The organism is Rhodothermus marinus (assembly GCF_009936275.1).
GTDB lineage: Bacteria > Bacteroidota > Rhodothermia > Rhodothermales > Rhodothermaceae > Rhodothermus > Rhodothermus marinus_A.
On record NZ_AP019797.1, the window covers coordinates 439,118 to 458,527 of the forward strand.

Annotated in this window: 19 protein-coding genes; 11 read left to right on the plus strand and 8 right to left on the minus strand. The window is 65.4% G+C overall.

The features are described from left to right. The first annotated feature begins 46 nt into the window (after nucleotides 1–46). The 7 genes from GYH26_RS02005 (at nucleotide 47) to GYH26_RS02035 (ending at nucleotide 6,444) form a co-directional block, all read left to right on the plus strand. Nucleotides 47–1,549 (plus strand): M1 family metallopeptidase, encoded by a 1,503-nt coding sequence (locus GYH26_RS02005; protein ID WP_242006550.1) that lies wholly within the window; start codon nucleotides 47–49, stop codon nucleotides 1,547–1,549. 16 nt (nucleotides 1,550–1,565) lie between these two features. After that, entirely contained in the window at nucleotides 1,566–2,339 is a 774-nt protein-coding gene (locus tag GYH26_RS02010) for an HAD family hydrolase (protein ID WP_161540279.1), read from the plus strand. A 53-nt stretch (nucleotides 2,340–2,392) separates the two neighbouring features. After that, nucleotides 2,393–3,118, plus strand: a complete 726-nt coding sequence (locus GYH26_RS02015) for a L,D-transpeptidase family protein (protein ID WP_161540280.1) — start codon at nucleotides 2,393–2,395, stop codon at nucleotides 3,116–3,118. 5 nt (nucleotides 3,119–3,123) lie between these two features. Continuing rightward, nucleotides 3,124–3,708, plus strand: a complete 585-nt coding sequence (locus GYH26_RS02020; RefSeq protein WP_161540281.1) for a class I SAM-dependent methyltransferase — start codon at nucleotides 3,124–3,126, stop codon at nucleotides 3,706–3,708. 56 nt (nucleotides 3,709–3,764) lie between these two features. After that, on the plus strand, nucleotides 3,765–5,123 hold the full coding sequence (locus tag GYH26_RS02025; protein WP_161540282.1) for an NfeD family protein: 1,359 nt from the start codon (nucleotides 3,765–3,767) through the stop codon (nucleotides 5,121–5,123). A gap of 24 nt (nucleotides 5,124–5,147) precedes the next feature. Next, nucleotides 5,148–5,660 (plus strand): NfeD family protein, encoded by a 513-nt coding sequence (locus GYH26_RS02030; RefSeq protein ID WP_161540283.1) that lies wholly within the window; start codon nucleotides 5,148–5,150, stop codon nucleotides 5,658–5,660. A 79-nt stretch (nucleotides 5,661–5,739) separates the two neighbouring features. After that, entirely contained in the window at nucleotides 5,740–6,444 is a 705-nt protein-coding gene (locus GYH26_RS02035; RefSeq protein ID WP_242006553.1) for a TonB family protein, read from the plus strand. On the opposite strand, the gene GYH26_RS02040 is transcribed toward GYH26_RS02035, so the two are convergent. The 3 genes from GYH26_RS02040 to wrbA form a co-directional block, all read right to left on the minus strand. Then, nucleotides 6,445–7,767 (minus strand): NupC/NupG family nucleoside CNT transporter, encoded by a 1,323-nt coding sequence (locus GYH26_RS02040; protein WP_161540284.1) that lies wholly within the window; start codon nucleotides 7,765–7,767, stop codon nucleotides 6,445–6,447. A 68-nt stretch (nucleotides 7,768–7,835) separates the two neighbouring features. Further along, complete coding sequence (locus tag GYH26_RS02045; RefSeq protein WP_161540285.1) at nucleotides 7,836–9,752, minus strand: M1 family metallopeptidase; 1,917 nt, start codon at nucleotides 9,750–9,752, stop codon at nucleotides 7,836–7,838. A gap of 146 nt (nucleotides 9,753–9,898) precedes the next feature. Next, on the minus strand, nucleotides 9,899–10,531 hold the full coding sequence (wrbA, locus tag GYH26_RS02050) for an NAD(P)H:quinone oxidoreductase (protein WP_161540286.1): 633 nt from the start codon (nucleotides 10,529–10,531) through the stop codon (nucleotides 9,899–9,901). Between the two features lie 199 nt (nucleotides 10,532–10,730). Here wrbA and GYH26_RS02055 point away from each other — a divergent pair, with 199 nt between their 5' ends. Next, nucleotides 10,731–11,534: an oxygenase MpaB family protein gene (locus tag GYH26_RS02055; protein ID WP_161540287.1), complete on the plus strand. Its 804-nt coding sequence runs from the start codon at nucleotides 10,731–10,733 to the stop codon at nucleotides 11,532–11,534. A gap of 76 nt (nucleotides 11,535–11,610) precedes the next feature. Continuing rightward, entirely contained in the window at nucleotides 11,611–13,917 is a 2,307-nt protein-coding gene (locus GYH26_RS02060) for an ATP-dependent helicase (protein WP_161540288.1), read from the plus strand. Between the two features lie 190 nt (nucleotides 13,918–14,107). On the opposite strand, the gene GYH26_RS02065 is transcribed toward GYH26_RS02060, so the two are convergent. Genes GYH26_RS02065 through GYH26_RS02080 form a run of 4 tightly spaced genes read right to left on the minus strand, consistent with a single transcriptional unit; the run spans nucleotide 14,108 to nucleotide 16,489 of the window. Next, nucleotides 14,108–14,542: a hypothetical protein gene (locus GYH26_RS02065; RefSeq protein ID WP_161540289.1), complete on the minus strand. Its 435-nt coding sequence runs from the start codon at nucleotides 14,540–14,542 to the stop codon at nucleotides 14,108–14,110. Nucleotides 14,543–14,582: 40 nt separating this feature from the next. Next, nucleotides 14,583–15,851: an ectonucleotide pyrophosphatase/phosphodiesterase gene (locus GYH26_RS02070; protein ID WP_161540290.1), complete on the minus strand. Its 1,269-nt coding sequence runs from the start codon at nucleotides 15,849–15,851 to the stop codon at nucleotides 14,583–14,585. Beyond that, nucleotides 15,848–16,225 carry a YccF domain-containing protein gene (locus GYH26_RS02075; protein ID WP_161540291.1) on the minus strand — a complete coding sequence of 126 codons (378 nt, stop codon included), beginning with the start codon at nucleotides 16,223–16,225 and terminating at the stop codon, nucleotides 15,848–15,850. The genes GYH26_RS02070 and GYH26_RS02075 overlap by 4 nt, the downstream gene beginning before the upstream one ends. Before the next feature lie 6 nt (nucleotides 16,226–16,231). After that, entirely contained in the window at nucleotides 16,232–16,489 is a 258-nt protein-coding gene (locus GYH26_RS02080; protein WP_161540292.1) for a PLD nuclease N-terminal domain-containing protein, read from the minus strand. A gap of 172 nt (nucleotides 16,490–16,661) precedes the next feature. On the opposite strand from GYH26_RS02080, the gene dusB reads away from it, so the two are divergent. Further along, a complete protein-coding gene (gene dusB, locus GYH26_RS02085) occupies nucleotides 16,662–17,738 on the plus strand; it encodes a tRNA dihydrouridine synthase DusB (RefSeq protein ID WP_161540293.1) in 1,077 nt (358 codons plus the stop codon). Nucleotides 17,739–17,808: 70 nt separating this feature from the next. Continuing rightward, nucleotides 17,809–18,771: a tyrosine-type recombinase/integrase gene (locus tag GYH26_RS02090; protein ID WP_161540294.1), complete on the plus strand. Its 963-nt coding sequence runs from the start codon at nucleotides 17,809–17,811 to the stop codon at nucleotides 18,769–18,771. Here the strand turns inward: GYH26_RS02090 and GYH26_RS02095 are convergent. Next, entirely contained in the window at nucleotides 18,768–19,409 is a 642-nt protein-coding gene (locus GYH26_RS02095) for a class I SAM-dependent methyltransferase (protein WP_161540295.1), read from the minus strand. The two genes, GYH26_RS02090 and GYH26_RS02095, sit on opposite strands and share 4 nt — an antisense overlap. Between the last annotated feature and the right edge of the window lies 1 nt (nucleotide 19,410).

Here is a 19,410-nt window from a genome sequence, read left to right on the forward strand (position 1 = left end):
CGCGCACAGGGGACGGACGCGCCCCGGCAGATGGGGCGCCTGGCTGGTGATTTTGCTGTGGGTCGGGTGCAGCGCACCGAAGCGTCCGGCCTACCTGCCGCCGGTCGGGATCGATGTGCGGCACTACGACGTGGCGCTCCGGCTGGACCCGGAAAAGCGGCGTCTGGAGGGACAGGTAACGCTGGAGGTGCGCCGCACGCAGGCGGCCACGGAGCTACCCCTGTGCTTCGGGACGCTGGTAGTCGATTCGGTCCGAGTGGGCGGACGCGCCGTGGCGCCCGTTCGTCGTGGGCAGCGTCTGATCGTCCCGCTGAACGGGGAGCTGCAGACCCAGGTCACGCTTGCCTATCACGGCACGCCGTCCGAAGGCCTCTATGAGGCCACTTATCTGGGCCAGCGCGTCGTGTTCACCGATTCCTGGCCCTACCGGGGATGCGGGTGGCTCCCGGCCGTCCACCACCCGTCGGATCCGGCCACGCTGGCGCTGACGCTCACCGTGCCGCGTGGCTATCAGGCGGCCGGCAGCGGCCGACTGGTGCGCATCGACACGCTCGACGATGCGGTGCGCTTCCGCTGGCAGCTCGACGCCACGGCCCCCACCTACAGCTTCGCGTTCGCCGTGGCCGACTATGTGCGAACCGATTCCGTCGCCGACGATACGATTCCGATTCATTACTACCTGCTTCCGTCCGATCGCGATCGGGTCTATCGCCTGCGCCGCACGCCCGATGCACTGCACTGGCTGAGCCGCTGGCTGGGGCCTTACCCGTACCGGAGCTATGCCGTCGTGCAGGTGCCGATCGACTATGCCGGCATGGAGAACGCTTCGGCGCCCTTTTTGCGGGCCGATCTGTTCGACATGGGCGATGTGGAGGGCGTGCAGGTGCACGAACTGGTGCATCAGTGGTTCGGCAACCGGGTCTCGATCGCGGGATGGCGCGATCTGTGGCTTTCGGAGGGCACGGCCACGTATCTGACCACGATGTTTTATGAGGTGTACGACGGCCTCGAAGCGGCCCGCCGGCAGTGGGTGGACATGGCCCGGCTGACGCCCGAGGCGCTTCGGCTGCACGGCGCGCTGGTGCCCGGCCGCTACGTGGATCCGGAGGCGCATCTGACCTGGGTACCCTACCGCAAGGGCGCCTGTGTGTTGCACCTGCTCCGGTTGAAGCTGGGCGACGCGACGTTCCGGCGGGCGCTGCAGACCGTCTACCGGCGTTTTGCCGGCAAGCCGCTTTCCACCGAGGGCTTCAAGGCCGTGCTCGAAGAGGTCAGCGGCCGGGATCTGGACGCCCTGTTCGACTACTGGGTCTACGGCGATCGCCTGCCCGAACTCCGGGTTTACTGGGAGGCCGCGCAGCGCCGTCTGACCTGGCGCGTCGTGGGTGATGAGGGGACGCTGCAGGACGTCCCCTTCCAGCTGGCCGTCCAGCAGGGCGCGCGAGTCCGGTACGTCGATGCCCGGGCCAGCGCGCTGCAATTGCCGGAGGCTACCGAACGGCCCGAGGTGCATCCAGTGGGCATTCTGATGAAAGTCGTCTATCCCTGAACTGAAAACACGCGCTATGATCCGGCTGTTCGTTTCCGACATCGATGGCTGTCTGGCCGAGCCCTATCGGCCGTTTGCCCTGGATCGGTTTCAGGAGCTGGCCCGGCAGGCACGTCTGGCTGGACGGCCCGGCGATCACCCCGTGCTTCCGGCGTTCTCGATCTGCTCCGGCCGGCCCTATCCGTATGTGGAGGCCGTAACGCAGGCGCTGGGGCTGCAGGTGCCCGTGCTGTTCGAGGCAGGCGCCGGGATGTTCGATCCGCGCGAGGTGGTCGTCCACTGGCATCCGGCCTTCACCGACGAACTGGCCGAGCAGGTCGAAGCGCTGCGTCGCTGGATGGTCGAACGCTGCATTCCGGGCACGTCGCTCATGCTCGACATCGGCAAGCGCACACAGGCCGGCATGGTCAGCCCCGACACCGAGGAGATTCTGCGCTTCGTGCCGATCGTCGAAGAGTACGTCGCCGCGCATTTTCCGGCCTTCCATGTGTTTCACACGCATATCTCCATCGACGTCGTGCCGCGTGGTTTTACCAAGCGGGAAGGCCTGCAATGGCTCATGGAAACGCTGGGACTCGAAGCGGACGAGGTGTCGTACATCGGCGACTCGAACGGCGATCTGGGGGCGCTGGCGCTGGTCGGCTACGCGTTTGCGCCGGCCAATGCCGCCGAGTCGGTGCGCCAGCAGGTGCCCTACGTGATGGATGCGCCCGACATCGAAGGCGTGCTGGCGGCCTATCGCTGGTGCGTCGCCCACAACGAGGCGTGCCGAAAGGCCGTGGCTCCGTAGCATGTTGGCCCGCTTTGCCTTAATTTTAAAACCCACGTTAACCTGACGCGGCCATGATGGGCATCTGGCTCGGTATGCTGCTGGCGTTGAACCTGCGGGCGATAGCGCCCGACTCCGCCCTGACGCTCTACTACGTGGCGGCCGAGCAGACGCTGCTGCACGCGCAGCCCGGCGAGGGCGCCTACCTGATGTTGCATCGGCGCGAGCCGGTGCACGTGCTCGATCGGGTCGGTCTCTGGTGGCGCGTGCGCACGCAGGACGGTGCCGAAGGGTACGTGGTGGCGCACGATCTGTCGAACGTCTGGCTCCGGGTCTCCAAGCGCCAGCGACGTCTGTTCGTATACCGGGGCACGCGGCTGGTGCGGAGCTTTCCCGTGGATCTGGGTACGAACCCGTTTTCCGACAAAACGCGACGGGGTAGTGTGGCCAGTCCAGACGACTGGCGCACGCCAGAAGGCGTCTTCTACGTGGCGGCCAAGAATGCCCGGAGCCAGTATTACAGGGCGCTCGTGCTGAACTACCCGACGGCCGACGACGCGCTGCGCGGCCTGCGTGAAGGGCTGATCAGCGAGGCCGAATATCGGGCCATCGTTGAGGCCGAGGCGCACTTTCGCATGCCGCCGATGAACACGGCGCTGGGCGGCTGGATCGAAATTCACGGCGACGGCACCGGCCAGCAGGTGACCTGGACCCAGGGGTGCGTGGCGCTCCGCAACGAGGACCTGGATGCCATCTGGCCGCTTGTGGTGGTGGGCACACCCGTACTGATCGAACCCTGAGCGGCATGCAGGTATCCGGCAACGCGCGGCGCTACACGGTCGACAACCGGCTCTATCGCTGGCATATTCAGCAGTTTCTGAACGAACTGGGGCGACTGGTCGAGGCGACGCGGCCCCAGAGCATTCTGGACGTGGGCTGTGGCGAGGGATTCGTGGCGGCTTTTCTCAAAAGGCGCTTGCCGGAAGCCGAGATTACGGGCGTCGATCTCTCGGAAGCGGCACTGGCCTACGCACGGGCGCATTTCGGGGAGCTGGCGACGTTCCGGCAGGCCGACATTTACCGGCTCCCGTTCCCGGATCGGTCGTTCGACACGGTCGTGTGCAGCGAGGTGCTGGAGCACCTGGACGATCCCGATCGGGCCGTGCGCGAGTTGAAGCGCGTGGCGCGACGCTACGTCGTGATCACGGTGCCGCTGGAACCCTATTTCAAATGGCTGAACATACTCGGCCAGTGGTTGGGCGTAAGCGAAGATCCCGGGCACGTGCAATTCTGGAATCGTGACGGCTTCGAAACGTTTATCCGCCGACATTTTCCGGAAGCGGAAATCTCGCGCAAGCACATCTATCAACTGGCCCGGGGACGCGTTTGAACCTTCCGGAAAAATTTTGCGTAGGCGGAGAAGACTTCAGCCAGCCATTTCCTGCTATGCGACGCGTTTTCCGGAGGGCCTTCGGGTTGCTGGCGCTGCTGAGCACGACCGCGATCGGTCGTGCCTCGGAGGGGCCGGTCTATGTGGTGGCCGTCGAGGGCATGGTCGATAACGTGCTGGTGCAGTACATCGAACGCGCTATCCACGAGGCCGAAGCGGCCGATGCCGCCGCCATCGTGTTTCGGATCGACACGTTCGGCGGGCTGGTGGCTGCGGCCGATCAGATCCGCCAGCTCATTCTGGACACGCCGCTGCCCACCGTGGCCTTCATCGACCGCAACGCGGCCTCGGCCGGGGCGCTGATCGCCTACGCCTGCGATCGCATCGTGATGGCGCCGGGCGCTTCGATGGGGGCGGCGACGGTGGTGGAGGGCACCACCGGCGAGGCAGCGCCCGACAAGTACCAGAGCTACATGCGCGGACTCATGCGGGCCACGGCCGAAGCCAACGGCCGCGATCCCCGCATTGCCGAAGCCATGGTCGATCCGGACGTAGCGATCGAAGGGCTGGTGCCGGCCGGCAAGGTGCTGACGCTTTCGGCCCGCGAGGCGCTGGAGCTGGGTGTGGCCGATGCTCTGGCCGCCTCGGTGGACGAAGCATTGCAGGTGCTGGGCTACGGACCGCATCCGGTGGTGGCCTTTGCGCAGACGGGCACCGAACGGGTGCTGCGCGTGCTGGCCTCGCCCGTGCTGCAGACGCTGTTTCTGCTGATGATGCTGGGCGGGCTTTATTTCGAATTGCAGACGCCGGGCGTGGGCGTTCCCGGCCTGATCGCGCTGGCCGGTGCGCTGCTGTTTTTCGCCCCGAACTATCTCTCCGGCCTGGTCGAGTTCTGGGAGGTGGTGCTGTTTCTGGTGGGAGTCGGGCTGCTGCTGGTGGAGCTGCTGGTGATTCCGGGCTTCGGCATTGCCGGGATTGCCGGGATTCTGTTCATGCTGGCCGGATTGCTGGCGGCGCTGATCGGCAACGTGGGCCTGTCGTTCCCCTCGGCGCGCGAGATCGGTCGGGCGATTGCCACGCTGACGAGCACGCTGATCCTGCTGGGCGTGGGCATTGCGGTGCTGGGGCGCTACCTGCCCCGCACGCGACGCTTTCAGGAGCTGGTGCTGGGGACCGGCCTGTCGCGCACGCAGGGCTATACGGCGGCAGCCACTGAGGCGCAACTGACGGGCAAACGCGGATGGGCGGTAACCCCGCTGCGGCCGGCCGGCGTGGTCGAGATCGCGGGCAAGCGCTACGACGTGGTGGCGTCTGGTCAGTTCGTCCCGGCCAGCACGCCCGTCGAAGTCGTGCGCGTGCAGGGCAGCCGGATCGAAGTCCGCCCGCTTTCCGAAGCAGAACACCAGACTTCCTGAACGTTCCAAACCGCCGAGTGAACCTTGGAGCTGCTGCTTGCCATCACGTTGATTCTGATCGGCCTGGCGCTGATCGTGGCCGAAGTGTACCTGATCCCCGGGATGAACATTGCGGGGATTCTGGGGGTGGTGCTCGTGCTGTTCGGGCTGGGCTATGCGTTCACGGCAGCCGGACTACTGGCCGGGCTGGCCGTGCTGTTCGGCACGCTGGTGGCAGGCGGTGTGCTGTTTCTGGTGCTCTGGCGTAGCGGTGCCTGGCGGCAGTTCGTGCTGGCGACCTCGCTGAAAAGCGAGTCGGCAGAGCGGCCCGGCGAGTACCGCGCCCGCTATCTGGGCAAAGAGGGCATTGCCGTGACGCCGCTGCGGCCTGTGGGGATCGTCGAGATCGACGGCGAACGCATCGAAGCGGCCACCGAAGGCCAGTACATCGCGGCAGGTAGCCGGGTGCGCGTGGTGGCCATGGACCGCCGCCGCTACTTCGTGCGGCTGGCGACGCGTTCGGAAGCTTCGTCTTCACCCGACTCCACCGAATCCTGATCGGTGCGCATTTGTGCTTCTGATCGGCCGCCCGTATCTTTGCAGGCCGAGTGCCTTCCACCAGACCAGTTATTTACCGATGTCGATGCGTGTTCGCCTGTCGCTGTTGACCGTATTGCTCGGCCTGCTGGGTTGCCAGTCGTCGCCGTCGCTGGAGCCGCCTGCAGGATGGCTCAGTACCGATGGGCGCTGGTGGCGTACCGGAGTTGATACGACGCTGGCTTTTCGCGATCTGAGTTCGCTGGCGGCAATGGGACTGGAAGGGGCGCCGATGGCCTCCATTTCGCGAACGTACGCCACCGGCGAGGTGCTCGTGCAGGCCGTGCGACGCAGCCTGACGCCGCTGTTTCGCGTCCATCCCGAGATCGTCGATTCGCTTTTCAACCGGCACATTGCGCCCGAGCTGGCGCAGGCGTCGATCTCCGGTGACCTGGAGGCCGAGGTGGACCGGCTTCGTCAGGAAAGCTATCGCAAACTGCAGCGCTACTTCCGCGAGCCGCGCCCCATCACGCGGCTGGGCGAGGACGTGCCCATCGTGTATCCCGACAGCCTGATCGAAAAGGGCGTGGCCGGCACGGTCGAAATGCAGGTCTATCTGGACGCCGAGGGGCAGCCTCAGGCGATCATGTTGCTGGAAAGCGTCCATCCGGTGCTCGACCGGCTGGCCATGCAGGCCACGGCGCAGATGCGCTGGCAGCCGGCCTACGTCCGCCGGGGCGACGAATGGGTCGCCGTGCCGTCGTGGGTGCGCTTCAACATCCGCTACCGGATTCCCGAGGGCTGATCAGCCGATCAGCACGCCCGCGATCGTGGCCGTCATCATGTTGGCCAGCGTGCCGGCCAGCACGGCGCGGAGGCCCAGTTCGGCCAGCTCCGAGATGCGCGAGGGCGCCAGCGGTCCGATCCCGCCGATCTGGATGGCGATCGAGGAGAAGTTCGCGAAGCCGCACAGCGCGAACGTGGCCATTACAACGGCCTTGTCCGAGAGCGCATTCTGGCCGATGAGCGTCGAGAGATTCAGGTAGGCCACGAATTCGTTGACCACGAGCTTGGTCCCCACGAGCGCGCCGAACTGCGCCGCGTCGCTCCAGGGCACGCCGATCAGCCAGGCCACGGGCGCCAGCGTCCAGCCGAACAGCCGCTCCATCGACAGCTCGACGCCCACCAGGCCGCCGGCCCATCCCAGGAAGTAGTTGAGCATGGCGATGAGCGCGATGAAGGCGATCAGCATGGCACCGACGTTCAGCGCCAGCTTCAGGCCGTCGGAGGCGCCCGCGGCGGCCGCGTCGATCACGTTGCGTGTGGTGCGCTCGATCGACACCCGCACGGTGCCGGCCGTGAGCGGCTGACCGGTCTCCGGAATCAGCATTTTGGCCAGTAGCAGCGCGGCCGGCGCCGCCATCACGCTGGCGCCCAGCAGGTGCTCGGCAAACTGCAGCCGGGCCGCTTCAAGCGCCAGCCCGCGGGCCTGCGCATAGGGATCGCCCAGCAGCTGGATGTAGGCCGCCATCACCCCGCCTGCGATCGTCGCCATGCCGCCCGTCATCACAGCCATCAGCTCCGAGCGCGTCATCTTTTCCAGATAGGGACGAACGACCAGCGGCGCTTCGGTCTGTCCGACGAAGATGTTCGCCGAAACCGACAGCGACTCGGCCCCGCTGGTGCCCAGCGTGCGGCTGACCACCCAGGCTACCGCCTGCACGATCCGCTGCATGACGCCCAGGTGGTAGAGCACGGCCATCAGCGAGCTGAAAAAGATGATGGTGGGTAGCACCTGAAAGGCAAAGAAAAAGCCCAGGCTGTCGTCGGTGCCGGGGCTGAGTGCCAGGTTGCCGAACACGAAGCGGGCGCCTTCGGTCGTGAAGTTGAGCACGAGCACGAAGAACGAGCTGACCCAGGCGAAAAACTCCTTGGGCCAGCCCAGCGGTGCAAACCAGGCGCCCATCTCGCGGCCTTTCAGGATGAAGATGGCCAGCACGATCTGCAGCAGCAGCCCGCCGCCTACCGTGCGCCAGTTGATGTGGCGACGGTCGCTGGAGAGCAGGTAGGCCAGCCCCAGAATGACGGTCAGTCCGAGAATCCCCCGCAACAGGGCAATCAGGCTCATGGCACGACGTCAGGTTGGTTGGGCAGACAGTAAAAAGGGGCGGCGCCACATGGCGCCGCCCCGGAAGGCTATTCGGTAGAAGTAGATGCAGGCCAGAGATTGTTCGTGCGGTCGATGTCGGGCAGCAGATGGTCCGGATCCAGCTCCACCTGCATGGCTTCGCCCGGGATTTCGACAGTCTGGCGGGCGCCGGTGGCCCAGAGTTCTACGGGGAAGCGATAGCGGGCCTTTCGGCCGTCGGCGTAGGTGGCTTCGACGACGACAGGGAAGACCAGCCCCTGGCGGTTGTGCAGGTAGAGGCGCGTCTGGCCTTCAGCTACGCGCACGCTGTCGATGGCCTGGTCGAGCAGGTCGGTCGAATAGAACCAGCCGCGCCAGAACCAGTCGAGGTCTTCGCCCGCCACGTTCTCGATCGTGCGGAAGAAATCGGCCGGCTGCGGATGTTTGAAGGCCCAGCGGCGGATGTAGGTGCGGAAGGCGCGGTCGAAGCGTTCCGGCCCCAGCACATATTCGCGGAGCAGCCGGAGTCCGAAGCCGGGCTTGCGATAGGCCACGAAGCCCAGCGCCTGCGGCCGGATCTGGTCCGGGTAGGTCATGATCGGCTGGTGCACCAGCGAGTCCTGCATGCGCCGGACGATGTAGTCGGGCTGCAGACGCTGCGTGCGGGCAGCTTCTTCGCCGTAGAAGGCCAGGTTGGAGTAGTAATTGATGAACGTGTTGAAGCCCTCGTCCTGCCAGGCGTAGCGGCGCTCGTCGCTGCCCACGATCATGGGGAACCAGGTGTGGCCGAACTCATGGTCGGTCACGCCGAACAGCCCCTGGCCGCGCGCCCGCACCGAGCAGAACACGATCATCGGATACTCCATGCCGCCTACGATGCCCGCCACGTTGATCGCCACCGGATAGGGGTAGGGGTACCACATTTCCGAATAGTGCGCGATGGTGTGGCGCACGTAGCGGGTGGATTCTTCCCAGCCCGGCTGCTCGGGCGTGCCGAGTCCTTCTTTCGGATAGACCGACATCAGGAGCACGTCCTGCCAGGAGGCAGCGTCCCAGATAAACGCCTGCGAGGCCGCCCAGGCAAAGTCACGCACGTTCTCGGCATGGAAGCGCCAGGTCAGCGGCCCTTCGCCGGCCGGACGCGTCTCGGGACGGCCGACTTCTTCCGGACGGATGATGTGTACCGTCTCGGCGCTCTGGCGGGCCTGCGCCAGCCGCACCCGCTGCGCTTCGGTCAACACCTCGTCGGGGTTCAGCAGTTCGCCCGTGGCCACCACGATGAAGTTGCGCGGGACCGTGATTTCCACGTCGAAGTTGCCGTACTCCAGGTAGAACTCGCCCTGGCCCAGGTAGGGCGCCACGTTCCAGCCGTTCACGTCGTCGAAGACATACAGACGCGGATACCACTGGGCGATTTCGTACACGGTGCCCTGTTCGACGCGGAGGCGGCCCATGCGGTCGGCGCCGTATTCCGGCACAATGAAGCTGAAGTCGATCTCCAGTTGGAGCTGACCGCCCCGGGCGGTCAGGGGTGTGTCCAGGTCGATGCGCATGCGCGTGTCGTCGATCAGGTAGTGCGGCGCATAGCGGCGGCCGTCCTGCACCACCTCGACGCGGGTGATCCGGAAGCCACCCCCCTCGAAGGCGCCGCGCCAGCGCGAGCCGGGCTCGATGAGCGCGTCGCCCAGGCTGCCCGCGGCAAACAGGTTCTGGTCCAGTTGCAGCCAGAGTTCCTGAAGGGCCACCGGGGCGTTGTTCGTGTAGGTGATCGTCTCGGAGCCCGTGATCCGGTGCGTGGCGGTGTCGAGCGTCGCGCGAATCCGGTAATCGACGCGCTGCTGCCAGTAGTCCGGTCCGGGTTCTCCGGAGGCCGTGCGGTAGGTGTTAGGAGCAGGGAGGTCCAGCGGCGCAAAAGCCGAAGGCTGCGCCTGCAGGTTTCCGACGAGCAGAACTCCACACAGCAACAGGATCCATCGCGTACGCATGACGACAACCGGGTCTGGTCAAACGAACGGCACAATATACAGCGATCGGCGGAAAGAAGGGGAAACATCGTCCAGCGCTTCTGACCGGGACAAAAAAGCCCGGTCGATCAGGCCGACCGGGCGGGATAGAGGCGAACCCTTCAGTTTCAGGCTTCCTGTGCCTGCAGGCGGCCGACTTTGAGCTGGCGGGCGACCTCGGCCACGTAGCGTCCCTGGAAGCGGGCAATGCGGCGCTCGACCTCCGACGGCATGCGGCTGCCATCGCCGCCGGTGATGGTGCCGGCCCCGTAGGGCGAGCCGCCGGCCACTTCGTCAATCTGAGTCAATTCGGCGCAACTGAACGGCACGCCCACTACGATCATTCCATGGTGCAGCAGCGTGGTGTGCGCCGAAAGAATCGTGCTCTCCTGACCACCGTGCTGCGTGGCGGTGGCGGTGAACACGCTGCCCACCTTGCCGATCAAGGCCCCTTTCGCCCAGAGCGGTCCGGTCTGATCCCAGAAATTGCGCATCTGCGCCGCCATGTTGCCAAAGCGCGTGGGCGTGCCCACGATGATCGCGTCGTACTCGGGCAGCTCGTCCACCGTGGCGATCGGGGCCTCCTGATCCAGCTTGACTCCGATCTGGCGTGCCCGTTCTTCCGGAATCAGCTCGGGCACACGTTTGACCACGACTTCGACGCCCTCCACTTCGGCGGCGCCGGCCGCCACCTCCCGGGCCAGCGCTTCGATGTGGCCGTACATGCTGTAGTACAGCACCAGCACCCGTGTTTTCTCCATGGCTGACGACAACTGGTTTTTGAGAAGGAATGATTGTTTGTTTGAACAAATGAATTTTGAGTGTGGCAACCGGTTTCGTGAAAGGTTGCGAAAAGATGCAACCGTGCTGTAATGGAAGCCCTTCGCCAGGGGCATGGCCGAACCGGAAACCGAGGGCGGTCCGAGGCTTTCTTCAGTCCGAAGGAAACGGCGGTGTGTGATGGAGGAGCGGTCGGTTGCGCAGCAGGTGAACCGGGAGCGTGTGGTGGTGCTGGGGTGGGGGCGGGCGCTATTGTGGCAACTGGCCCATCCGCTGGTGGCCGTCGCCGTGGCGCGGCACTCGGACTTTTCCCGTTCGCTGCGGGCCGCCTGGCGACGCTTTACGCGCACGGTGCAGGCGATGCGGCGCTTGAGCTTCGGCACCGAGGCGGAGGCCGACGAGGTGGCCCGCTGGATCCGACAGGCGCACCGCCGCGTGCAGGGCAGGCTGGCCGAGCCGCTGGGGCCGTTTCCGGCCGACACGACGTACCGGGCCGACGATCCGGCGCTGCTCACCTGGGTACACGTGACCACCGTCGAGGCGACGCTCCATGCCTACGAGACGTTCGTTCGGCCCCTGACGCCTGAGGAGCGCGACCGTTACTGTCGGGAAGCCCGGACGATGGAAGCCTGGCTGGGGCTTTCGCCGGGCACCTTTCCGGATTCGTGGGCGGCGCTGACGGCGCATCTGCAGGCCGTGCGGGACAGCGGAGTGCTTCAGGTGACCCCCATAGCGCGTCAGATGGCCGAACATGTGCTGGCACCTACGCCGTGGGTGGCGCCGCCCACGAAACCCTGGCGGCTGCTGACGCTCGGCCTGCTTCCGCCGGAGCTGCGCGCGGCGTACGGGTTCGCCTGGAGCGAGCGCGACGAGCGGGCCTTCCGGCGACTTGTCGCGTTCATTCGCCGGGGCGTGTCGCAAGCGCCGCGTCGCGTCCGCTTCTGGCCCGAGGCTCGAGGGTTGCGCCTCCCGCCGAGTCGTTGACGCAATCCTCGCTGGCATTCTCGCCGAAAATGTGTTTTCTTTCAGGACTCCTGATCAGGCAGCCATCCGAGTTTCCATGCGTACGTTTCTGCTCCAATCCGACCCGAATGCTGAGAACGAGACGCCCGAGCCGTTGCCGGAAGCCGCCGCGCGCATTCTGGAGGGACTCAATCCCGTGCAGCGGCAGGCCGTGCAGGTGACCGAAGGGCCGGTGCTGATCATTGCCGGACCGGGTTCGGGCAAGACGCGCACGCTCACGCATCGGATCGCCTATCTGATTGCCACCGGACGGGCCCGACCGCACCAGATTCTGGCCTTGACCTTCACGAACAAGGCGGCCCGCGAGATGATGGAGCGCATTGAGCGCCTGGTGGGCCCCGAGGCCGCCCGGCACATCTGGATGGGGACCTTCCACGCGATCTTCGCCCGCATCCTGCGCCGCGAAGGGCACCGCATCGGCTACACGCCGGACTTCAGCATCTACGACACGGACGACGCGGAGCGACTGCTGCGCGAGCTGATGGCGCGTTACCACATCGATCCGCGCCAGTACAGCCCGCGCACGATCCGTCATCTGATCTCCAGCGCCAAAAACCAGATGATCGGGCCGGAGGAATACGCCCGTCTGGTGGCTTCGCCCGTGCAGGAAAAGGCGGCAAAGCTCTACGGCCCCTACCAGGAGGCGCTGCGCCGGGCCAACGCGCTGGATTTCGACGACCTGTTGCTCAAGCCCATCGAACTGTTCGAGCAGCATCCCGACGTGCTGCAGCGCTACCAGGAGCGCTGGCGCTATTTGCACATCGACGAGTACCAGGACACGAACCGGGCGCAGTACGTGCTGGCGCGCAAGCTGGCCGAGGCGCACCGTAACCTGTGCGTGGTGGGCGACGACGCCCAGTCGATCTATGCCTTCCGGGGGGCCGACATCGGCAACATCCTGTCGTTTCAGCGAGACTATCCCGACGCAACCACGATCCGGCTGGAGCAGAACTACCGCTCCACGCGCCGCATCCTGAAACTGGCCGAGGCGATCATCCGGCACAACCGGGATCAGCTCGAAAAGCGGCTCTGGACCGAAAACCCGGAGGGCGATCCGATCGTGCTGATCGAGGCGCTTTCGGAGCGCGACGAAGCCCAGAAGGTGGAGCAGCGCATCCGGGACCTGCACGTGCGCTACGGCTATGCCTTTCGCGATTTTGCCGTGCTCTACCGCACGAACGCCCAGAGCCGTTCGCTCGAAGAAGCGCTCCGGCGCGGCGGCATTCCCTATCGCGTGGTGGGCGGGCTGTCGTTCTACCAGCGCAAGGAAATCAAAGACGTGCTGGCCTACCTGCGCCTGCTCGTGAACCCGCACGATGCGGCCAGTCTCCAGCGCGTGATCAACTACCCGGCGCGCGGGATCGGTCAGCGTACGGTCGAGGCGTTGATGGACTATGCCCGCCAGCACGGTCTGAGCCTGTGGCAGGCCATCGAGCGCGTGGAGGAGGTTGGGCTCCCGACGCGCGCGCAGAAGGCCGTGCAGGAGTTTCACTTCCTGATCGCCCGCCATGCGGCCAAGATGGACGCCATGCCGGTGGACGAACTGGCCCGCTCGCTGCTGCAGGAAAGCGGTCTGTTTGAGGAGTTGCGGCGCGAGGGTACGCCGGAGGCCCTGGCGCGCTGGGAGAACGTGCAGGAGCTGCTGAACGCCATCGCCGAGTACGTGGCCACGGCCGGCGAGCAGGCCACGCTGAGCGGCTTCCTGCAGGAAGTGGCGCTGCTGACCGATCTGGACGAAATGCCCGAAGACAACCGCGTCACGCTCATGACGCTGCACGCCTCGAAAGGGCTGGAATTTCCCGTGGTGTTCATCACCGGTCTGGAGGAGGGGCTTTTCCCGCTGGCGCAGGCCACGCAGGACCGCAAGGACCTGGAGGAAGAGCGGCGGCTGTTTTACGTGGGCGTGACGCGGGCGCAGCGGCACCTGTTTCTCTGCTATGCCCGCAGCCGCTATCGCTACGGCGAGCAGCAGCCCAGCGTCCGTAGCCGCTTTCTGGAAGAACTCGATACGGACGTGATCGTGACCGAGGCCGGGCTTCCCTTCCGCCGCGGCGAAGTGCTGGACCGTCACCCCCGGAGCGAGCGGTACGTGGAGATGGACCCGCACTACTACCGCCGGCCGTTGCAGCAGCGAAGCAGCTCCGCCGCAGCGCGGCGCGTGGTATACGACGAAGGGGCCGGCGAGATCGTGCCCGGTGCCCGCGTGGAGCATGCGATCTTCGGCGAGGGCAAGGTGCTGGCGCTGGAGGGACAGGGCGATCAGGCCCGGGCCATCGTCTTCTTCCCTGAAGTGGGCCAGAAGAAGCTCGTGCTCAAATTTGCCCGCCTCCGCCGCATCGATTGAATCGAGTATCGCGCGGGCGAGGTTGTCATAGCAGCCTGTCTGGAAAGGAAGCGGTGTGATCGGCCTGTCAAAATTATGAAATCGCCGATTCACTGGTGCATGATGGCTCAATATCGATCTACGGACATGACAGGGCGGACACTGAGGGCCGCCCCTGCGTTCTCACATGCACCATGACGTCTGGGAAATTCTATTTTCTGTAAATGGTGATCGGCCCGTCAACAGGCACCGAGTTGAGAATCAGCGAATCCCGATTGACGCCCCAGAGCAGGGGCGTGTCCAGAAATTCCCGAAGCGTCTCGCGGTAGGCCAGCGTGTCGTTGCGGTACACCTCGACGATGCCTTCCGGCCGGATGATGAGCGTTTCGGTGTATCCCGCCGAGCAGGACGTCCAGACGGACGGTGGTCCGCTCACCGTGAAGAAAACGGCCGTCTTTACCCACCGCCATTCGCCCCAGAGGATCGATGTGTCCCGGGAAAAGCGGCCCATGTCGATCCGGGGCGGCGTTTCGTCGCATTCGGATTCGGAAGGGCGCTCGATCGACACTTCCGGCTCGATCAGGGCACATCCCGTCAGCAGCAGGACCGCGCCCACAAGTGCATAGAGGCCGGCGCTTCCTTGCATCGGGGAAGAGCAGAAGAGTTTGATTTTCTATAAGATAAACTCAGGGCGTACTTGTTTCAAGGGCCAGCAGCAGCTCTGTGGCTTCCGGCGATCCGTCGTTCGGCGCCGGGGTGAGGTCCAGCAGCCGGCACATCAGGGCGTAGAGGTGGATGTTTTCGACGGAAGGAACGACCCGGCCGCGGGCGAAGGCCGGTCCGTGCGCGATCAGGATGCCGTGCATCGAGGGCAGCGTCGGGTCGTAGCCGTGCATGCCCATCGGGAAGCGGTCGGGCTGTTGTTCGAAGCGCGTGCGCGTGGTGATCGTCCAGCCTTCGTCGGCCAGCCCGACGATCGGCGGGATGCGGGGATGCGTGCCGAAGTGCAGGTGCGCCGGGAGTTCCGCTTTGCGGTACACGTGCAGGTGCGGATGGGCCTGCTGGAGCGCCTGTAATACGGCCTCGAAGCGGCCGGGACGCGGCGTAAGCATGAGCACCGGCGACCAGCTGACTACCTGCACGTCGTCGAGGGCGATGTAGTCGTCCAGAAAGATTACCCGCTCGCGGGAGGTGGCCGTCATGCCGTGGTCCGAGACGACGAGCAAATTCACCCGGTCAAGCAGCCCCCGTGCCCGCAAGCCGTCCACGAGCAGCCGCAGGTAACCGTCCACGCGCTGCACCGCTTCGGCCACCTCTGGCGCATCCGGGCCGTGTTCGTGGCCGGCGTGGTCCACTTCGCTGAAGTAGAGCGTCAGGAAGCGCGGGCGCAGCGAGTCGGGCAGGTCCAGCCATTCCAGCACCTGGCGCACGCGCGTCTCGCCGGGAATGCTTCCGTCATAGGGCACCCAGTAGGTGGGGCGAATGCCGCGGATTTCGGCTTCGGAGCCGGGCCAGAAATAGGTGGCCGTGCGCAGGCCCTGGCGTTCGGCCGTCACCCAGATCGGCTCGCCGTCGCGCCACCAGCGGCCGTCGGACACGGCATCGCGGTCGCTCAACCGAAACCATCCCAGCGTCGAATCGAACATCGTGTTGGCTACGATTCCGTGATGGTCCGGGTACAACCCCGTGACGATCGTGTAGTGATTGGGAAAGGTCAGGGACGGGAAGACCGGGATGAGTGCCTCGGCGCGTACGCCCTTGCGGGCCAGCGCGGTCATCGTGGGCGGCGCGTAGCGATCCAGATAGTCGGCGCGGAAGCCGTCGATCGAAATCAGCAGCAGCGGAGGGGGGCCGTCGTCCACCGGGGTCGTGCGGGTGGTACGGCATCCTGTGAGCCACCCGACAAGGAGCGTGGCAAGCAGAACGAGTCGGAGCACAGCAGCGTGTCGGTTCATGGCAGGCGAACGATTTCGTAGCCAAAAGGCGTCAGCGCCAGGCGGGCCAGTTTCAGGTGCTGGAGGGCGAACGGAATCCCGATGATCGTGATCGCGCAGACCAGCGCCGCCGCCAGGTGGGTGAGCGCGATCCAGACGCCGCCCAGCAGGAGCCAGAGCACGTTCATGGCCAGCGCCAGGCAGCCGGTGGCCGGCGGCTTTTCGCGCACGGTGTGGCCGAACGGAAAAAGCGCCAGCAGGGCCAGCTTGAAACACTGCAGGCCGAACGGGATCCCTACCAGCGTCAGGCACAGCAGCAGTCCGGCCAGCGCGTATTCAAGCGCTACCAGCAGGCCGCCCAGCACCAGCCAGAGCAGGTTTCCCAGCAGGCGCATCGCGTACTATCGGCCGAAGAAGTAGTACAGAATCAGACCACCGACCGGGAAGAAGATGATCAGCAGTGCCCAGAGCGCCTTGCTGGAAAACTCACGCTGACTGTTGGCCAGCTCGATGAGCGCCAGAATGTCGAGCACCACGATCACGGTGCCGCAGAAGCCGAGCGCCCAGAAGTTCTGAAGACGCTCGATCAGGTTCGGGCCACATCCGGCCAGCAGCAGCGCAGTGGCCCCGAGCAAAAGCAGTACAGGCAGACGACGCATGGTCGGTTCTTCGTTGGTGATGCAGCGTAAGAAATCGTGTACGTTGCAGAAAAGCAACCTGCTTTGAGACGCTACGAAAGATCTGACGATTCGGTTACAGACGGAACAGGAGGCGGGCTTCCCGGTAGGAGGCCGCGATTTTGAGCGTTCGAAGGCTAACCACCGATGAAATATGCGCATCGGGACGATCGAACTGGGCGAGCGGCCCCTGTTTCTGGCGCCCATGGAGGACGTGAGCGATCCGCCGTTCCGGCTGCTGTGCAAGCGCTACGGGGCCGACATGGTGTTCACCGAGTTCATCTCATCCGGTGGACTGGTGCACGAGAGCGAGGACGCGGTCAAAAAGCTGGACATCTACGACGAAGAACGCCCCGTCGGCATTCAGATCTTCGGGGGCGAGCTGGAGCAGGTGCGCGAGGCCGCCCGCATCGTCGATCAGATCGGCCCGGACGTGATCGACATCAACTTCGGGTGCCCGGTGCGCAAGGTGGTCTGCAAGGATGCCGGAGCCGGCGTGCTGCGCGACCTGAACAAGATGCGGGCGCTGACGGAGGCCGTCGTCGAGGTCGCCACGCGACCGGTGACGGTCAAAACCCGGCTGGGCTGGGACGATCAATCGATTCGCATCCTGGAGGTGGCCCGAATGCTGGAGGATTGCGGCGTGCAGGCGCTTACCGTCCATGCGCGCACGCGGGCGCAGATGTACAAGGGCACGGCCCGCTGGGAATGGCTTCGGCGGCTCAAAGAACTCGGTCTCTCGATCCCGATCATCGGCAACGGCGATGCACTGACGCCGGAAAAGGTCAAGCAGATGTTCGACGAAACCGGCGTCGATGGCGTGATGATCGGGCGCGGGGCGATCGGCAACCCGTGGATTTTCCGGGATGCCAAGATCTACATGGAAACCGGCGAACTTCCGCCACCGCCCTCGTGGGAGGAGCGCGTGCGGGTGGTGGCCGAGCACCTGGAGTTGAAGTGCCAGTGGCTGGGCGAGCGCAAAGGCGTGCTGGAGATGCGCCGCATGTACGGCGGCTATTTCAAGGGCTTTCCGGGCGCCAGCCGGTTGCGCCAGCTTCTGATGGACAAGGAAACGAAAGCCGAGGTGCTGGAAATCCTGCTGAACTTCCGCCCGGACGATCCCGAAATTCAGGTGGCCGTGCCACGTGCGGTGCGGGCCGTACCGGTCGCGCTGACGGCCCGTTTGCCTGCGCCAACACGCCAGAAAGCGCAGACCGTTGAAGCGGCATAAAATCCGTTATTGACCTTCGCCTCCAGGTCCCGTATTATTACGGACACCTACGAACCAGGCGGAACGGATCATGGCCGAACGGGAGGCGAAGGACGGGCGCGCCGAGGTGGGATTGAAGCTGACGCTGAACGAGCTGCAACGGCGCCTTCGGGACTTTCAGCAGGAGTATCTGAAAAACAAAAGCCCGGAGACGGTCGGCACCTACCGGCGGGCGCTGCATGAATTCGAGCGTTGGTTTGCGACGCAGCGAGGGCAGTTTCGCTTTCGGGTGGCCGATGTGCAGCGCTACAAGCAGTACCTGATGCGTGAGAAGAAGCTGCATCAGGTGTCGGTTTCCACCTATCTGACGGCGCTACGCCGGTTCTGCCAGTACCTGGTGGACATCGGGCTGCTTTCGGAAAATCCGGCCCGCACGGTCAAGGGCAATCGGCGACCGTCGAGCCATTCCCGTTCGGTGCTCACGCGTGTGGAGATCGAACAACTGCTGGCCGTGCTGGATCAGGATACCTCGCAGATTGGCCTGCGCGATCGGGCCATCGTGCACATGATGTTGTTTGCGGGATTGAGTGAGGTGGAGATCGTGCGGGCCGACGTGCGCGACCTGGACCAGACGCTGCTGGGCTGGTACCTGCGCGTGCAGGGCAAGGGGCATACGGCCAAAGACCAGCAGGTGCCGCTGGATCCGCCCGTGGTCGAGGCGCTGCAGGCCTATCTGAACACGCGCGTGCCGCTGCATCCGAGCGAGCCGCTTTTCGTGTCGCACGGGCATCGCTCCGAGGGGCAGCGACTCAACACCCGCTCGGTGCGCAGCCGCATCAAGCAGCACCTGGAGGCAGCCGGCATCACGCGACGCGGCGTAACGCCGCATAGCCTGACGCACACGGCTGCGCTGATCTGGCTCAATCAGGGCATGTCGATCGAAGAAGTGCAGCGCCGCATGCGCCACGGCACGCTGGAAACCACGATGATCTACTACCGCAAGCAGGGCCTGCTCAACCGGGATCCGGAAGAGCTGAAGCGCCTGCTGGGTTAAGGCGTGTCGGGCACGCGGCCGCCGATCACGAAGAAGTCGTCCACGCGCCAGGCGCAGTCCACATCGACGAACCCGGTGCGTTCGAGCGCCTTCAGGTGGCGGTACAGGGGCAGCACGCCTACGTGGTCGCCGATGATCAGATGACCGCCGGGCGTGAGCGTATCCCGGATGCCCTGCAGGAGCAGTTCGTAGCGGGTTTCGACCTCGGCCGGATCGCTGCGCTCCGAGTCGTGCCCTACCAGCACGTGCAGGGCCAGCGAGGCGAGCACGACGTCGTAGGGGCCGCCGGGCAACGGCTCGCCGTCGGGTACGATCGTGGCCTGAATTGTGACCGCATCCGGGCAGTAGTCGGCCACCTTGTCGTAGGCGATGGCCAGCAGGTCGGGGTCCTGGTCGATCAGGGTCAGATGCACGAGCGGGTAGGCCGAGACAACGGCCGCGGCGGCGTTGCCGGTGCCGCAGGCCAGGTCGCACACGCGCGTGCCCTCGCGCAAAGGTGGCAGCGCCAGCACCATTTCGTCGATCATCTCCAGGGCCAGCGGCATGCGGCGCTCCAGGTGCAGATCGTACCAGTAACCGTCGCGCCAGAAGCCGCTGTGCCGCTGCAGGTTCTTCCGCCAGCTCGGGAGGTGGGTCATT

Coding starts and splice junctions, on each gene's coding strand:
- GYH26_RS02080 (WP_161540292.1), bottom strand. CDS start 16,489: ATGCGTCGTCTGCCTGTACTGCTTTTGCTCGGGGCCACTGCGCTGCTG.
- GYH26_RS02045 (WP_161540285.1), bottom strand. CDS start 9,752: ATGCGTACGCGATGGATCCTGTTGCTGTGTGGAGTTCTGCTCGTCGGA.
- GYH26_RS02070 (WP_161540290.1), bottom strand. CDS start 15,851: ATGAACCGACACGCTGCTGTGCTCCGACTCGTTCTGCTTGCCACGCTC.
- GYH26_RS02015 (WP_161540280.1), top strand. CDS start 2,393: ATGATGGGCATCTGGCTCGGTATGCTGCTGGCGTTGAACCTGCGGGCG.
- GYH26_RS02025 (WP_161540282.1), top strand. CDS start 3,765: ATGCGACGCGTTTTCCGGAGGGCCTTCGGGTTGCTGGCGCTGCTGAGC.
- GYH26_RS02060 (WP_161540288.1), top strand. CDS start 11,611: ATGCGTACGTTTCTGCTCCAATCCGACCCGAATGCTGAGAACGAGACG.
- GYH26_RS02090 (WP_161540294.1), top strand. CDS start 17,809: ATGGCCGAACGGGAGGCGAAGGACGGGCGCGCCGAGGTGGGATTGAAG.
- GYH26_RS02095 (WP_161540295.1), bottom strand. CDS start 19,409: ATGACCCACCTCCCGAGCTGGCGGAAGAACCTGCAGCGGCACAGCGGC.
- wrbA (WP_161540286.1), bottom strand. CDS start 10,531: ATGGAGAAAACACGGGTGCTGGTGCTGTACTACAGCATGTACGGCCAC.
- GYH26_RS02035 (WP_242006553.1), top strand. CDS start 5,740: ATGTCGATGCGTGTTCGCCTGTCGCTGTTGACCGTATTGCTCGGCCTG.
- GYH26_RS02040 (WP_161540284.1), bottom strand. CDS start 7,767: ATGAGCCTGATTGCCCTGTTGCGGGGGATTCTCGGACTGACCGTCATT.
- dusB (WP_161540293.1), top strand. CDS start 16,662: ATGCGCATCGGGACGATCGAACTGGGCGAGCGGCCCCTGTTTCTGGCG.
- GYH26_RS02075 (WP_161540291.1), bottom strand. CDS start 16,225: ATGCGCCTGCTGGGAAACCTGCTCTGGCTGGTGCTGGGCGGCCTGCTG.
- GYH26_RS02020 (WP_161540281.1), top strand. CDS start 3,124: ATGCAGGTATCCGGCAACGCGCGGCGCTACACGGTCGACAACCGGCTC.
- GYH26_RS02010 (WP_161540279.1), top strand. CDS start 1,566: ATGATCCGGCTGTTCGTTTCCGACATCGATGGCTGTCTGGCCGAGCCC.
- GYH26_RS02055 (WP_161540287.1), top strand. CDS start 10,731: ATGGAGGAGCGGTCGGTTGCGCAGCAGGTGAACCGGGAGCGTGTGGTG.
- GYH26_RS02065 (WP_161540289.1), bottom strand. CDS start 14,542: ATGCAAGGAAGCGCCGGCCTCTATGCACTTGTGGGCGCGGTCCTGCTG.